The 15,546-nt window shown below is 59.8% G+C and carries 11 protein-coding genes and 1 pseudogene; 6 read left to right on the top strand and 6 right to left on the bottom strand.

All coding sequences use genetic code 11. The features are described from left to right. Positions 1-88: 88 nt before the first annotated feature. Positions 89-1,120: pseudogene (locus HKK54_RS33900) on the bottom strand (HAMP domain-containing protein); the annotation flags it as partial. A gap of 197 nt (positions 1,121-1,317) precedes the next feature. Here HKK54_RS33900 and HKK54_RS03260 point away from each other — a divergent pair. After that, positions 1,318-2,796, top strand: coding sequence for a helicase HerA-like domain-containing protein (locus HKK54_RS03260; protein WP_169386135.1), 1,479 nt, complete (start codon positions 1,318-1,320; stop codon positions 2,794-2,796). 20 nt (positions 2,797-2,816) lie between these two features. Here HKK54_RS03260 and HKK54_RS03255 read toward each other — a convergent pair whose 3' ends face one another. After that, positions 2,817-3,272, bottom strand: a complete 456-nt coding sequence (locus tag HKK54_RS03255; RefSeq protein WP_010169969.1) for a DUF721 domain-containing protein — start codon at positions 3,270-3,272, stop codon at positions 2,817-2,819. Between the two features lie 305 nt (positions 3,273-3,577). Between HKK54_RS03255 and secA the strand changes: the two genes are divergently transcribed. From secA to HKK54_RS03240, 3 genes are all read left to right on the top strand, one after another. Continuing rightward, on the top strand, positions 3,578-6,313 hold the full coding sequence (gene secA, locus HKK54_RS03250; protein WP_010169968.1) for a preprotein translocase subunit SecA: 2,736 nt from the start codon (positions 3,578-3,580) through the stop codon (positions 6,311-6,313). A 121-nt stretch (positions 6,314-6,434) separates the two neighbouring features. Next, entirely contained in the window at positions 6,435-7,652 is a 1,218-nt protein-coding gene (argJ, locus tag HKK54_RS03245) for a bifunctional glutamate N-acetyltransferase/amino-acid acetyltransferase ArgJ (RefSeq protein WP_010169967.1), read from the top strand. A 41-nt stretch (positions 7,653-7,693) separates the two neighbouring features. Further along, a complete protein-coding gene (locus HKK54_RS03240; protein WP_169386134.1) occupies positions 7,694-8,638 on the top strand; it encodes a Nudix family hydrolase in 945 nt (314 codons plus the stop codon). A 73-nt stretch (positions 8,639-8,711) separates the two neighbouring features. On the opposite strand, the gene HKK54_RS03235 is transcribed toward HKK54_RS03240, so the two are convergent. The 3 genes from HKK54_RS03235 to HKK54_RS03225 are packed head-to-tail and all read right to left on the bottom strand — an operon-like array spanning position 8,712 to position 12,293. Continuing rightward, positions 8,712-9,290 (bottom strand): cob(I)yrinic acid a,c-diamide adenosyltransferase, encoded by a 579-nt coding sequence (locus HKK54_RS03235; protein WP_063027599.1) that lies wholly within the window; start codon positions 9,288-9,290, stop codon positions 8,712-8,714. A gap of 2 nt (positions 9,291-9,292) precedes the next feature. Beyond that, positions 9,293-11,329, bottom strand: a complete 2,037-nt coding sequence (locus HKK54_RS03230) for a sensor histidine kinase (protein ID WP_169386133.1) — start codon at positions 11,327-11,329, stop codon at positions 9,293-9,295. 46 nt (positions 11,330-11,375) lie between these two features. After that, positions 11,376-12,293 (bottom strand): putative 2-dehydropantoate 2-reductase, encoded by a 918-nt coding sequence (locus HKK54_RS03225; RefSeq protein ID WP_169386132.1) that lies wholly within the window; start codon positions 12,291-12,293, stop codon positions 11,376-11,378. A gap of 125 nt (positions 12,294-12,418) precedes the next feature. Between HKK54_RS03225 and HKK54_RS03220 the strand changes: the two genes are divergently transcribed. Next, positions 12,419-12,904, top strand: coding sequence for a YajQ family cyclic di-GMP-binding protein (locus HKK54_RS03220; protein ID WP_010169962.1), 486 nt, complete (start codon positions 12,419-12,421; stop codon positions 12,902-12,904). A gap of 135 nt (positions 12,905-13,039) precedes the next feature. Then, positions 13,040-13,882: a mechanosensitive ion channel family protein gene (locus HKK54_RS03215; RefSeq protein ID WP_169386131.1), complete on the top strand. Its 843-nt coding sequence runs from the start codon at positions 13,040-13,042 to the stop codon at positions 13,880-13,882. A gap of 191 nt (positions 13,883-14,073) precedes the next feature. Here HKK54_RS03215 and HKK54_RS03210 read toward each other — a convergent pair whose 3' ends face one another. Further along, positions 14,074-15,345: an OprD family porin gene (locus tag HKK54_RS03210; RefSeq protein ID WP_003209790.1), complete on the bottom strand. Its 1,272-nt coding sequence runs from the start codon at positions 15,343-15,345 to the stop codon at positions 14,074-14,076. Positions 15,346-15,546: the final 201 nt, after the last annotated feature.

The raw sequence follows: 15,546 nt of genomic DNA, 5'->3' as shown, positions 1-15,546 counted from the left end.
AGTTGGAGGCGCTGACCACCCGCAGGGCCACTTCATTGACCTGCTCGGTGGCCGAGGATACTTCGCGAATCGAGGTGTGAATCCGTTCCACGAAGCGATTGAACGCGCTGCCCAGCACACCGAACTCGTCATGGTTCTGGATGGTCAGGCGGCGAGTCAGGTCGCCTTCACCGTCGGCAATGTCCTCCATGGCGCGGGTCATGACGTGCAGTGGCTGCAGCAGGATGCGGATCAGCATGCCCAGCAGGGCGATGATGATAACCACCGCGATAATCGTGGCAATGATCGCCGAGGTGCGGAATTCGCTGAGCATGGCGAAGGATTTGTCTTTATCTACCGACAGGCCGAGGTACCAGTTCACCGATGGCAGGCCCTTGATCGGGGTAAAGGTGACGATGCGGGTCTTACCGTTAACCTCGACTTCGCTGAAGTCGCTGTTGATCTTGGGGGTAGTGTTTGGATAGACGTCGGCCAGGGTCTTCATCACCAGGCTCTTGTCGGGGTGTACCAGTACTTTGCCGTCGGCGCTGACCAGGAAGGCATAACCCATGCCGCCGAAGTTCAGGGCGCCGATGTTGTCCACCAGGGTTTGCAGGCTCAGGTCGCCACCCACTACGCCGACACTCTGGCCCGCTTTGCTGCTGGGGGTGGCGATGGAAATGATCAACTGGCCGGTGGCTGCATCAATATAGGGTTCGGTCAGGGTCGAGCCGTTGCTGCTCTGGGCCCCCGTGTACCAGGGGCGCACACGCGGGTCGAAGCCGTCGGGCATCTTGGTGTCGGGGCGGATCACGAAGCCGCCTTTGCTGTCGCCCAGGTAAGTCGCCATGAATGAAGAGGTCAGGGCTTTCTGTTCCAGCAGGCTGGCGACGGTGCTTGAATCAGGGTTGATGGCGATGTTCTGTGCGGCGCTTTCTATCAGCACAATGCGCCCGGCGAGCCAGGTCTGAATATTGCTGGCGGTGACATCGCCCATTTCATGCAGGTAGTTGTTCAGATCGTCGCGAATCGCATTACGCTGCAAGTAGTCGTTGTAGAGCGTAAACAACGCAAAAGCGGCAATGACGACAAGAGCGGCGGCAAGCAGGATTTTATGGCTGAAACGCAGATTTTTATTCATGGCTTGTGGGGTCCGCTATGGTCTTAATATCCGATGCACGTCCTTTTGGGGCGTGCAAAATGGCTGCGTCAAAAAAAGTGTGATATTTCCATCTGCTCCTGCAGGAATTATCCGGCCCATTTTTTCTAAGACTTTTTGGGTCTCTCGCGTTAACTGTATCGACCATGCAGTGCTAAAGATTAACCATGGGTGACAAAATGCCTGACTCCTCGCAACTCATTATTGGTGCAGATCTCAAAGGCCAGCCGATCGCCCAGTCGATGCGCCTGGCCAACCGCCATGGCCTGATCGCGGGCGCCACCGGTACGGGCAAGACCGTCACCTTGCAGCGCCTGGCAGAAGCCTTCAGCGATGCTGGCGTAGCGGTATTCGCCGCCGACATCAAGGGCGACCTGTGTGGCCTGGGCGCCGCAGCCAACCCTCAGGGCAAGGTCGCCGAGCGGATTGCTGGCATGCCTTTCCTTAATTACGCGCCCAAGGCTTATCCGGTGACGTTGTGGGATATTCACGGCCAGTCCGGTCATCCATTGCGCACCACCATCAGTGAAATGGGCCCGCTGTTGCTCGGCAGCCTACTGGAACTTACCGACAGCCAGCAATCAGCCCTCTACGCCACCTTTAAGGTGGCCGACCGCGAGGGGCTGTTGTTGCTGGACCTCAAGGACCTGAAGGCCCTGCTGAATCATCTGCGCTACCACCCGGAGTTGTTGGGGGAAGATGCGGCCTTGATGACCACGGGCTCAAGCCAGGCCCTGTTGCGGCGTTTGGCGGTGCTGGAGCAGCAGGGAGCCGAAGCGTTGTTCGGCGAGCCGGCCCTGCAACTGGAAGATATCCTGCAACCGTCCAGTGACGGCCGCGGGCGCATTCATCTGCTGGACGCCAGCCGCCTGGTGCATGACGCGCCGAAGGTGTACGCGACCTTCCTGCTCTGGCTGTTGGCCGAATTGTTCGAGCAACTGCCGGAACGCGGCGATGCCGACAAGCCACTGCTGGCGCTGTTTTTCGATGAGGCGCATTTGTTGTTCGCCGACACCCCCAAGGCTCTGCAGGATCGCCTGGAACAGGTGGTGCGGTTGATTCGTTCGAAAGGTGTCGGCGTGTATTTCGTCACCCAGTCTCCGGGTGACCTGCCGGACACCGTGCTGGCACAACTGGGCTTGCGTATCCAGCACGGGTTGCGGGCGTTTACCACCAAAGAGCAGAAGTCCCTGCGGGCAGTGGCCGATGGTTTCCGTCCGAATCCGGCGTTTGATGCGTTGGCGGTGCTGACCGAGCTGGGTACCGGTGAGGCGTTGGTGGGAACCTTGCAGGAAAAGGGGACGCCTGAAGTAGTCCAACGCGTACTCGTGGCACCGCCGCAATCGCGGATCGGGCCGTTGAGCGAAGCCGAACGGGCGGCATTGATTGCCAGCTCGCCGTTGCTGGGGCGTTATGACAAACCGATTGATCGCGAGTCGGCGTACGAAGTGTTGATGGCGCGCAAGGACTTGGGGCCGCAAGAGGAGGCGGCGCCCGCCGCTGAAGAACCGAGCTTCACCGACAAGGCCGGTGCGTTCCTTGGCTCCACGGCCGGCAAGGCGCTGAAGTCCGCGATGCAGCAGGCAGCCAATCAGATGGGCCGGCAGTTGGTGCGAGGGTTACTGGGCTCGTTGTTGGGTGGCAGCAAGCGTAAATAAAGCAAGGGAGTCGCTCGCCCTCACGCCTTCGGTTTGGCGTGAGCGGCCAGGCGCTCCAGCGCAGCGCGCAAGTTCGGATCGGTAATCCCGTCTGCCGTGGCCTGAATGGTTTCGGCCGCAATCTCCGACAAGTCCATGGTATGCCCCGCCGCTCCTTGCTGCACGGTCGGCGGCTGCACCTTGAACTGGATACGCGTCAGGCTGGCGAATTCGTCGAAGGCCATCAATTGGCGCTGCAAGCGTTTTTGCTGATAACGCAGGCGCGTCGCCCAATGGCCGTCGGTGACGATCAGCAGCAGATTGCCTTCACGCCACGAGGCCACGTGGCAGTGTTCGCGGGCGGCGGGTTGCAGTTGGCTTTCTACCAGGCGTTGCAAATGACCAAGGCGTTGCGCATGGCCAAAGATGGCTTTTAAAGGCTTGGCTTCGCGAAGCAACACGGCGGGAGCACGGGCCGTAAGAGGGCGAAATGCCATGACTAGACACCTTAAGTAACAGAGAGGCCATGGTAGCAGAAAGCGTCTGCGACGCCGCGGCCATTGCATTACCGGCAGTTTATCCATTAAATCAACGAGTAACTTATTACCCGAATGGGTTGAAGTTCAGCAAAAAGCCCTTATTTTAAACAAGCCCTCCAAGAGCGCCGTGCCAGCATCGTGGAATAACGCCACTTTCCTCACCCACGTTTCCGGGTAGAATGCTCGTTCGCATGCGGCCGTGAGGGCTGCTCGGGCGACTCACGGGGCGCCCTCCATCCCTATGTGTGGAAGAACCTGCCGATATGTTTGCGCCTTTGTTAAAGAAACTTTTTGGAAGCAAGAATGAGCGCGAAGTCAAACGCATGCTCAAGACGGTGCAGCTGGTCAATGCCTTCGAAGAGCAGATGGTTGCCCTTTCGGACGAGCAATTGCGCGCCAAGACCGAAGAGTTCAAGGCCCGCATAGCCAAAGGTGAAACCCTCGACAAGCTGCTTCCCGAAGCCTTTGCGGTCGCCCGTGAAGCCGGCAAGCGTGTCATGGGCATGCGCCACTTCGACGTTCAGTTGATCGGCGGCATGACCTTGCATGAAGGCATGATTGCCGAAATGCGTACCGGTGAAGGCAAGACCCTGGTGGCAACCCTGGGCGTTTACCTCAATGCACTGTCCGGCAAGGGCGTGCACGTTGTGACGGTGAACGACTACCTGGCTCGCCGGGATGCCAACTGGATGCGCCCGCTGTATGAATTCCTCGGCCTGACCGTCGGCGTTGTCACGCCGTTCCAGCCGCCGGAAGAGAAGCGCGCCGCCTACGCTGCCGACATCACCTACGGCACCAACAACGAATTCGGTTTCGACTACCTGCGCGACAACATGGCGTTCAGCATGGAAGAAAAATTCCAGCGCGAACTCAATTTTGCCGTGATCGACGAAGTCGACTCCATCCTGATCGACGAAGCCCGTACCCCGCTGATCATCTCCGGTCAGGCCGAGGACAGCTCGCGCCTGTACACCGAGATCAACAAGCTGATCCCGCGCCTCGAGCAACACATCGAGGAAGTGGAAGGCGTGGTGACCAAAGAAGGTCACTTCACCATCGACGAGAAGACCCGTCAGGTCGAGCTCAACGAAGCCGGTCACCAGTTCGTCGAAGACATGCTGACCCAGATCGGCCTGCTGGCTGAAGGCGAGAGCCTGTACTCGGCGCACAACCTGGGCCTGTTGACCCACGTGTATGCCGGCCTGCGCGCACACAAGCTGTTCCATCGCAACGTCGAATACATCGTGCAGGACGGCCAGGTCGTACTGGTCGACGAACACACCGGTCGTACCATGCCGGGTCGCCGTTTGTCGGAAGGCCTGCACCAGGCGATCGAAGCCAAGGAAGTCCTGAACATCCAGGCTGAAAGCCAGACCCTGGCCTCGACCACCTTCCAGAACTACTTCCGTCTGTACAACAAACTGTCCGGCATGACCGGTACAGCCGACACCGAAGCGTTCGAGTTCCACCAGATCTACGGTCTGTCGGTGATGGTTATCCCGCCGAACAAACCGCTGGCGCGTAAAGACTTCAACGACCTGGTGTTCCTGACCGCCGACGAGAAATACGCTGCAATCGTCGCCGACATCAAGGAATGCATGGCCCAGGGCCGTCCGGTGCTGGTGGGTACGGCCACCATCGAAACTTCCGAGCACATGTCGGGCTTGCTGAACAAGGAAGGCATCGAGCACAAGGTTCTCAACGCCAAGTTCCACGAAAAAGAAGCGGAAATCATCGCCCAGGCCGGTCGCCCAGGCGCACTGACCATCGCCACCAACATGGCCGGTCGTGGTACCGACATCCTGTTGGGCGGTAACTGGGAAGTGGAAGTGGCTTCCCTGGAAGACCCGACGCCTGAGCAGATCGCGCAAATCAAGGCCGACTGGCAGAAGCGTCACCAGCAAGTGCTGGAGTCCGGCGGCTTGCAGGTGATCGCTTCCGAGCGTCACGAATCGCGCCGTATCGACAACCAGCTGCGTGGTCGTGCCGGTCGTCAGGGTGACGCCGGTTCCAGCCGCTTCTACCTGTCCCTGGAAGACAGCCTGATGCGCATCTTCGCCTCTGACCGGGTGAAGAACTTCATGAAAGCCCTGGGCATGCAGTCCGGTGAAGCGATTGAGCACCGCATGGTGACCAACGCCATCGAGAAGGCCCAGCGCAAGGTAGAAGGCCGCAACTTCGACATTCGTAAGCAATTGCTCGAGTTCGATGACGTCAACAACGAACAGCGTAAAGTGATTTATCACATGCGTAACAGTTTGTTGGCCGCCACCAACATCGGCGAGACCATTGCCGATTTCCGCCAGGACGTGCTCAACGCCACGGTCAGCGCACACATTCCGCCACAGTCGCTGCCTGAGCAGTGGGATGTTGCCGGTCTGGAAGCGGCGTTGAAGAGCGACTTCGGTGTCGACTTGCCGGTCCAGCAATGGCTCGACGAAGACGACCACCTGTACGAAGAAACCCTGCGCGAGAAGCTCATGACCGAGCTGCTGGCCGCCTACAACGAAAAAGAAGAGCAGGCGAGTGCCGAAGCACTGCGCACCTTCGAGAAGCAAATCGTACTGCGCGTGCTGGACGACCTGTGGAAAGACCACCTGTCGACCATGGATCACCTGCGTCACGGCATCCACCTGCGTGGCTACGCCCAGAAGAACCCGAAGCAGGAGTACAAGCGCGAGTCGTTCACGCTGTTCTCCGAGCTGCTGGATTCGATCAAGCGCGATTCGATTCGTGTGCTGTCCCACGTTCAGGTGCGTCGCGAAGACCCGATCGAGGAAGAAGCTCGCCTGCGTCAGGAAGCCGAGGCACTGGCTGCGCGCATGCAGTTCCAGCATGACGAAGCGCCTGGTCTTGAGGCTCCGGAAGTGTTGGGTGAAGAGGTCGATGTGGCCCTGGCCCAGGCCCCGGTGCGCAATGAGCAGAAGCTGGGCCGCAACGAACTGTGCTGGTGCGGTTCGGGCAAGAAGTTCAAACACTGCCACGGCGAAATCAACTAAGATTTTCGCCTGACGCTGCAACACCCCGCGCCGCGACCGGCATCAGCCGTCGCGGCGTTTTGCCATTTTGTCACCGTCGATAGCGACGGGTCACACATCCACTATTTTTAGGAGCGCATTCATGGCTGTTGGTCTTGGTCCTTTGCCCACGTTGCACCCGGTTGCCGGTTTTGAACTCGGTATTGCTTCGGCCGGCATCAAACGCCCGGGGCGCAAGGATGTGGTGGTGATGCGTTGTGCCGAAGGCTCGACCGTCGCGGGTGTGTTCACCCTGAACGCGTTTTGCGCGGCACCGGTGATTTTGGCCAAGCAGCGGGTTGAAGGCCCGGTGCGTTATCTGTTGACCAACACCGGCAATGCCAACGCCGGCACCGGCGAGCCTGGCCTGGCCGCCGCTGCCCGCACCTGCGCCAAGCTGGCCGAACTGACTGGCGTTGATGCCAGCCAGGTGCTGCCGTATTCCACCGGCGTGATCGGTGAGCCGCTGCCGGTAGAGAAAATCGAAGGCGCGCTGCAAGCCGCACTGGATGACCTGTCGGTGGATAACTGGGCGGCTGCGGCCACCGGCATCATGACCACCGACACCCTGCCCAAAGGCGCGAGCCGCCAGTTTGTGCATGAAGGCGTGACCATCACCGTGACCGGCATCAGCAAAGGCGCCGGCATGATTCGCCCGAACATGGCGACCATGCTTGGCTACATCGCCACCGACGCCAAAGTGTCCCGTGACGTGCTGCAAAACCTGATGCTCGACGGCGCCAACAAGTCGTTCAACCGCATCACCATCGACGGTGATACGTCGACCAACGACTGCTGCATGTTGATCGCTACCGGCAAGGCCGACCTGCCGGAAATCACCTCGTCCAACGGCGCGTATTTCGCGGCGTTGAAGCAGGCCGTGTTCGAAGTGTGCATGGACGTGGCCCAGGCCATCGTGCGCGACGGCGAAGGCGCCACCAAGTTTGTGACGGTTGAAGTCAACGGCGGCGGCAATCACCAGGAATGCCTGGATGTGGGCTACACCGTGGCTCACTCGCCATTGATCAAGACTGCGCTGTTTGCCTCCGACCCGAACTGGGGCCGTATCCTGGCCGCTGTTGGCCGTGCCGGTGTGCCGAACCTGGACGTGAGCAAGATCGACGTGTTCCTCGGCGAGGTGTGCATCGCCAGCCGTGGCGCCCGTGCCGAGACGTACACCGAAGCCCAGGGTTCTGCGGTGATGCAGCAGGAAGAAATCACCATCCGTATCGAATTGGGTCGCGGTGAGTGCAGCGAAACCATCTGGACCACTGACCTGTCCCACGAGTACGTGAAGATCAACGCGGAATACCGCACCTGACACCAGGCTGGTCTTCAAACCGATTCAGAGGAAATAGTGCGGTGAAACGAGTTCATGTAGCAGCAGCGGTCATCCGGGGTGTCGACGGCAGGATTCTGCTGGCGCGCCGCGCCGATACCCAGCATCAGGGTGGCCTCTGGGAGTTTCCCGGTGGCAAGGTGGAGGCCGATGAGTCGGTCGCTGCCGCGCTGTCCCGTGAGTTGCAGGAAGAGCTGGGTATCCAGGTCACAACGGCTCGTCCGTTGATCAAGGTGCAGCACGATTACCCGGACAAACAGGTGTTGCTGGATGTCTGGGAAGTCTCGGCCTTCACCGGCGAACCCCACGGTGCCGAAGGGCAGCCGCTTGAATGGGTCGCCCCGCGGGACCTGCCGAACTACGAGTTTCCGGCGGCCAATGCGCCGATCGTTGCGGCGGCGCGTTTGCCGGCGCACTACCTGATCACCCCGGGTGAGCTGGAAACCCCCGTGCTGTTGCGCGGCATTCAAAAAGCCATCGCTGGCGGCATCAAGCTGGTTCAGTTGCGTGCCCCCAACGGTTACGACCCCAAGTACCGCGACCTGGCGGTGGACGCCGTGGGCCTGTGTGCGGGCAAGGCGCAATTGATGCTGAAAGGGCCGTTTGAATGGCTGGGGGATTTTCCCGCAGCCGGCTGGCACATGACCTCGGCGCAACTGCGCAAGTACGCCAGCAAAGGGCGACCTTTGCCCAAGGACCGCTGGTTGGCGGCGTCTTGCCACAATGCTGAGGAATTGGCGTTGGCGGAATTGATGGGCGTGGATTTCGTGACGTTGTCGCCGGTGCAGCCGACCCAGACTCATCCGGATGCCCAGCTGTTGGGTTGGGAGCAGGCGCAGCAGTTGATCAGCGGCTTCAGCAAACCGGTGTTCCTGCTCGGTGGGGTTGGGCCTGCCGAGCTGGAAAAGGCGTGGGAAGTCGGTGCTCAAGGTGTGGCAGGGATTAGGGCGTTTTGGCCTGAGGTTTAAGGACCAGGCCGGGGCGCTTGTTGTGGCGAGGGAGCAAGCTCCCTCACCACAAGTCTCAATCAGTCAGTAAGCGTCAGTGCGGCTTCGCGGCCGCCTGCCACAAAATCTCCGCAACACCCTGACGCTTGGCAATCACTCGTGCTGCCACAAACAGCAAGTCCGACAGCCGGTTGATATACGCCAACCCTACGCCTTCCAACGGTTCCACCGCATTCAGGTGCTGACACCGCCGCTCGGCGCTGCGGGCCAGGCTACGGCACACATGGGCTTGGGCAATCAGCGCCGAACCTCCCGGCAAAATGAAGTTCTCCAGCGGCCCGACCTCTTCATTCCAGCGATCAATCGCCGCTTCCAAACGGTCGACTTCCGCGGCATTCAGCGCTTTGTACACCGGCATGGCCAACTCACCGCCCAGGTCAAACAGTCGATGCTGGCAGGGCGTAAGCACCTCGATCACATCCTTCAGCGCCGGGTGTTGCCCGCTCTGTTCCTCCAGGCCTGCCAACAACAGACCCAGCTGGCTGTTCAGCGCATCCACTTCGCCAATCGCCTCCACCCGTGGATGGTCCTTGGGTACGCGGCGGCCGTCGCCCAGGCCGGTTTCGCCCTTGTCACCGGTACGGGTGTAAATTTTCGACAGGCGAAAGCCCATGGTTAGCGCTCCAGTTGAGTGAGTTCGTTGGGTGGCAATTGGCTGCCAGCCAGGGGCAGGCGCAAGGTGAAGCAGGTGCCCTGGCCGAGGGTGGAATGGACTTCCATCTGCCCCTTGTGGTTGTTGGTGATGATGAAATACGAGACCGACAACCCGAGCCCGGTGCCCTGGCCGATCTCCTTGGTGGTGAAAAATGGTTCGAAGGTGCGCTTGCGCACGTTCTCGCTCATGCCGATGCCGTTGTCTTCCACCTGGATTTCCGCCCACGGCGGGTTTAGCCGGGTACGCAGGATGATACGCCCGGGCTCGCTGTCATCTTCGCGCTGATGAATCGCCTGGGCGGCGTTTTTCAGCAGGTTGAGCAGTACCTGTTCCAGTTCGTTGGCGGTGCCGGGCACCGGGCCCAATTGCGGGTCGAACTGGCGGATGATCGCCTGGCCCTTGAAGTCGAAGCCGACGGTGAGGTCGAAATCGTTGCCGGCAATTTCCACCGCCTGGTCAATCAGCGCCGGTAGATCGCAGGGCGCCATCTGGCGATTGCTGCGGCGGCTGAAGCTGAGCATGTGGGTGACAATTTTCGCCGCCCGGGCGCCGGCTTGCTGGATGCCGTCGAGCAACTGCGGCACTTCGCGGCTTTGCAGGTAGCGGTTCACTGTTTCCAGCTCGATGCCCACCTGTTCGGCATGCTCGAGGTTTTTTGGCAGCTCCGGCGACAGCCGGCGGCGGATGTTCTGCACGTTATGCAGGATCGCCCCCAGCGGGTTGTTGATTTCGTGGGCCATGCCGGCGGCCAGGCCGCCGACCGAGAGCATCTTCTCCGACTGCACCATCATTTCTTCCAGGGACAGGCGCTGGGTGATGTCGTCGATCCGGATGACCACGCCGCGCCCGGCACCGCCCATCAGCGGGTAGAACGTCAGGGCGTAGTGCTTGGGCTCGTCATCCTTGACCCAGGTTACCCGCTCGATCCGCTCCACAGTGTGTTGCTCCACCGTGGCCTTGATCTGCGGCAGGAAGGGCTTGAGCGGCTGGAAGGCGAGGAAGATCGGCTGGTTCAGCGCCTCATCCAGACGGGTGCCGGAAAGTGCGCTGGCCTCCTGGTTCCATTGGGTGACGTAGAGCTGTTCGTCGAGGGCGATCAGCGCCGAGGGCATCGAGTCGATGATGCTGTTGAGGTAATTCTGGAACCCGGTGAGTTTTTTCTCGATCTTGCTGCGCACCTGGACTTCCAGCTCCAGCTTGCGGTTGGTATGGCGGGTTTCTTCCGCCAGGCCCTGGGCTTGATCGTAGGCGGCCTGGGAATCGTCCCGCGCGCGCTTGAGTTGCTGCTCGCGGGCTTCGATGCGCGAAAGCATGGTGTTGAAGGCTTCGGCGAGGCTGCCGATTTCGTCGTGGTTGCCGCGACCGGCGCGCAGGGCGTAGTTCTCTTCCCGGGTGACCTGGCGCGACAACTCTTCCAATTCATGGATCGGCCGGGTAATCAGGCGCTTGATCTGCCGGGCGATCACCAGCCACAGCAGCACACTGAAAATCAGGATGCCCAGGCTGGCGGTGAACGTCCCGGTGTAGAAGGCCACCGGCAGTTCGCTGCTGGCCACCAGCAGTAAATGCCCGGACGGTTGGCCGGCACGGGGAATGGTGATCACTTGATTGCTGCGAAACTCGGTGGCGCGCCAGATTTCAATCTCGCGGTAATTGTCGGGCAGGTGCAGGCGATTGGCGTGTTGCAACTGGGCCAGGCGGGTGCCTTCGCCGTCATATAAGGCGGCGGCCCGTAATGGCGAGTAGCTGGTCAGTTCATCCAGCAGGGTTTGCGCCTTGAGCGGTGAGTCCAGCGCCTCGGCCGCCAGCGACGGGTTGGACACCAGCCGACCGATGGCCTGCAAGGCCTGGGGGGCCATGCTTTCCTGGGAGATCCAGTAGGCGGCGCTGATAAAGGTCAGGTTGGCCACCAGCAACACGGTGGTCAACAAAACCAGCAGGGCCGCCAGCAGTTTCTGCCCAACCGGTAGATTTTCGAGACGCTGGCGCAGTGGCATCGAGGTTTTCGCTGCAAAGGAACAAGCAGGCAGGGTAGCGCGTGCCTCAGTCGCTGGGCAATCCGCGTGCAGACAGTCGCTGTACCAATCGCACCTGGAGTTGTTGCAGGTGCGGCAAGGTCAGTTGATGGCGAGCCGCCGCCTGGCAGGCGTAGCCGAGCAAGTAGCTGATTTCGGTGCGCCGGGCACTGATCACGTCCTGGTACATCGACGAGTAGTTGGCCGCGGTGGCCTGGATCACGCGTTCCACTTCGCTTTGCAAATCCTGCGCGGCGGCGGGTTGTCCGCAGCATTCCAGCAGGTCGGCGAGTTCGGCGCACAGGGTGGCGACTTCGCACTGATGGGCTTGCAGCTCGCCATTGCGGCATTCGTACAGCACGGTCAGCGGGTTGATCGCACAGTTCAGGGCCAGTTTGCGCCACAAGCGGGTGAGGATGTCGGTGCTCCACTCATGGGGAATGCCGGCGGCTTGCAGGTCATCCAGCCAGAGCGGCGGGGTAGGGTGGCTCGCATCCCCCAGCCAGGTATAGCCATGGCCGGCAAACACCACCCGCCAGTCGCTTTCACGAAACGCGCCTTCGGTGCTGGAGGCAAAAATACAGCGGGCTTGGGGCAGTTGGGCGGCGACCGCGTCCTGGCTGCCCAGGCCATTTTGCAGCAGGATCAGCTCGGCGTCGGGTGCCAGCCGGTGTTGAAGCTGTGCGACGGCGTCTTGGGCGTCGTAGGCTTTGCACGCCACCAGCAGGCGATGAATTGGCCCCGGACTGTCGGGCGTTTCGCCGACGACCGGGTAGGTGTGGGCCACGCCTTGCTCAACCAGGGTCAGGCCCTTGGCCGCCTGATAGCTCGCCAGCCGCGCGTGGTCTCGCAGGATCAGCCGCACGGGCAGCCCGGCACGGGCCAGGCGTGTGGCCCACAGCGTGCCGAGACTGCCGGCGCCGAGGACATGCCAGGTGGTCGACATCAGTTTTTACTCCGTAAGGCTGCCCGCAGTGAACGAGGCGAAAGAACCGCTATAATGCCCGGGCATTTTAGCCCGGGCGTGCTCCATCTCTACTGAGCCGCGCCCCTTTTTATTGGAGAAATTACATGCCGTCGTTCGACGTGGTATCCGAACTGGACAAGCACGAACTCACCAACGCCGTCGAGAACGCCGTCAAGGAGTTGGATCGTCGTTATGACTTGAAGGGCAAGGGCAGCTTCGAGTTCAAGGAAAAAGACCTCACCGTCAACCTGACCGCAGAAGCCGATTTCCAGCTTGAAGCGATGATTGAGATCCTCAAGCTGTCCCTGGTCAAGCGCAAGATCGATGCACAGTGCCTTGAAATCAAGGACGCGTATGCCTCCGGCAAGCTGATGAAGCAGGAAGTCGTGTTCAAAGAGGGCATCGACAAGGAGCTGGCGAAGAAAATCGTCGCTCACGTCAAGGACGCCAAGCTCAAGGTCCAGGCCGCGATCCAGGGCGAGCAGGTGCGCATCACCGGCAAGAAGCGTGACGATTTGCAAGAGGCCATTGCTGCCTTGCGCGCCAAGGCTTTCGACATGCCGCTGCAGTTCAATAACTTCCGCGACTGAGTGCCCCCCGTCGGGAACCTGAGGGCGTTTTTGACGTCCCACGCCCAGAACCTGCAGAAACGATTGAGCCCTTCGGGGCTCATTTGTTATGTGGGCATAAATAAAGCCGTACATCCGGTAAACAGGAGAACGTAGATGGATTTGAACGCTGAAGTGGATCACTTGATCAAGACCTCGGAGTCGTGGTTACCGATGATCATGGAATATGGCAGCCGATTTTTGCTGGCGGTGGTCACCCTGGCCATCGGTTGGTGGCTGATCAACGTCTTGACCCACCGAGTGGGGCGTTTGCTGGCACTGCGTAATGCTGACCTGGCACTGCAACACTTCATTACCAGCCTTGCGAACATTGCGCTCAAAGTCATGCTGGTGGTCAACGTGGCCTCGATGATCGGCGTGGCAACCACCTCGTTCGTTGCCGCGATCGGTGCCGCCACCCTGGCCATCGGTCTGGCATTGCAAGGCAGCCTGGCGAACTTCGCCGGCGGCGTGCTGATTCTGTTGTTCCGTCCGTTCCGCATTGGTGACTGGATCGAAGCCCAGGGCACTTCCGGTACCGTCGACAGCATCCAGATCTTTCACACCGTGTTGCGCACCGGCGACAACAAGACGGTGATCATCCCAAACGGCAGCCTGTCCAACGGCCTCATCACCAACACCAACCGTCAGCCGACCCGCAAGGTGGTGTTTGACGTGGGTGTCGACTATGAAGCCGACCTGCAGAAAGCGCGTGAAGTATTGCTGGAACTGGCCAAGGATCCACGGGTACTGGCTGATCCTGCACCGGCAGCCGTGGTTTCGACCCTGGGCGACAGTTCAATCACCGTATCCCTGCGAGTCTGGACCAAAACGTCGGATTACTGGGACGTGATGTTCATGTTCAATGAACTGGCGCGTGACCGTTTAAAAGGCGCAGGGATCGATATTCCGTTCCCGCAGCGGGTTATTCGCGTGATGCAGGAAACTGCTGCGAAGTGAGGGTATGACTTGCGTGTCAAACTTGTCCGATGTGTCAGGTTTGATGCGTGGTGTTAAACTAGATAGTTAGCTTGCTAGTTATCCAGGTGTTGAGATTAAGTTGCAATAAAAAAGCCGCTCACTTGCGAACAAGTGAGCGGCTTTTTAGTTAGGGCCGAGGCCCTAAGTCATCGCTGCAATCAAACTGCCAATTACAAGATGTTCAGCGGGTATTGCGCGATCAGACGCAGTTCGTCGATCGACGCCGAACCGTAGTACACACCATCGCTGGAGCGATAAGTGGCTTGACGTACGCGCAGGCTCAGGTCTTTGGCCGGGCCGCTCTGGATCACGTACTTGGCTTCGATGTCACGTTCCCACTCTTTACCGTTCGAAGTGTCGGCGGTATTGGCGCCGGTACCTTTAACGTAGCGAGTCATGAAGCTCAGGCCTGGAACGCCGAAAGTCGCCATGTTCAGGTCGTAGCGAGCCTGGAAGGACTTCTCGTCTTCAGCGTTGAAGTCGGAACGAGCGATGGAGTTGGCAAGGAAGATCGTGCCGCCGCCGTCTACGCCGTAGCCGTAGTCACCGTCACCGCTAACCTTCTGGTAGGCCAGGGTAAAGGTGTGAGCCTGGATGGTGTACGCACCTTGCAAGCTGTAGGCACGGTTATCCAGTTTGGTGGTGCCGTCCTTCTCAGCCCGTTGCAGGCCAGCGCCATCGCTTTTGGTGCTGTAGATGTTGAAGTCGACCGCCAGGGACTGTTCATTGCTCAGCGCATGGGTCCAGTTCAGGTTGGCGTAGGTTTTCTTCCAGTAGTCTTCGGTCTTCGCGTAGTAGAGGCTGGCGCTGACTTCTGGAGTCAGGGCGTAGACGCCACCGATGAAGTCAGTTTTTGTCAGGCCCAGGCTGTCGCGGTAGGTCTGGGCTTGCGCCACGCTCGAAGTGAAGTGACCGCCTTCAAGTTTCAGGCCCTTGATCTCGTTGCTGGTCAACGAGATACCTTGTGGCAATTCAGGCAGCAGACGGCTGTCATCGGATGCGAATACAGGTGCGGTGGTGTACTGGTCGCCGATTTTCAGGACCGTATCGGAGATACGGAACTTAACTGCGCCGCCGCCTTTGGAGTAATCATCTTGAGCGCGACCGTCGGAGCCTGTTGGAAACAGGCCGGTGCCGGAACGACCCTTGCCGCTGTCCAGTTTGACGCCCAACAGACCGATCACGTCGACACCCACACCGATGGTGCCTTGGGTGAAGCCCGACTGGTACAGGCCGTTGAAGCCCAGGCCGGTTTCGTCGACGCGGCTTTTACCGGTGTCGTTGTTACGGAAGTCGCGGCTAAAGTTCAGGAGGCGAGTGTTGATGCTGAAGGTACTGTCTTCAACAAAGCCCTTGGAGTCGTCCTGAGAGGACGCCATTGCGAACTGCGAGGTGCCTGCTGAAACAGCCAGGGCGATCATGCTCCACTTCATCACGCGCATCGTGATTTGCTCCTTTGGTTTTAGGAAGAGTACTGCCGTCCCACCTATATTTTTGTCTGGGCGGCTCTTTCTTTTTTGTGTCGGCGCAAACTTATATCACGCTGACAATATTGGCGATACTTGCCCATCTATCCTTTCAGCTTCTTTACGAGCCTGTCGTAAATTGCTATGTCCATGTCGCAAATTTACAGTTCGAATGTA

Origin of the sequence: Pseudomonas sp. ADAK13 (assembly GCF_012935715.1) — a bacterium.
Taxonomy (GTDB): Bacteria; Pseudomonadota; Gammaproteobacteria; order Pseudomonadales; family Pseudomonadaceae; genus Aquipseudomonas.
Note: the sequence above shows the minus strand (reverse complement) of the source record. Positions and strands in the feature narration are given on the sequence as shown.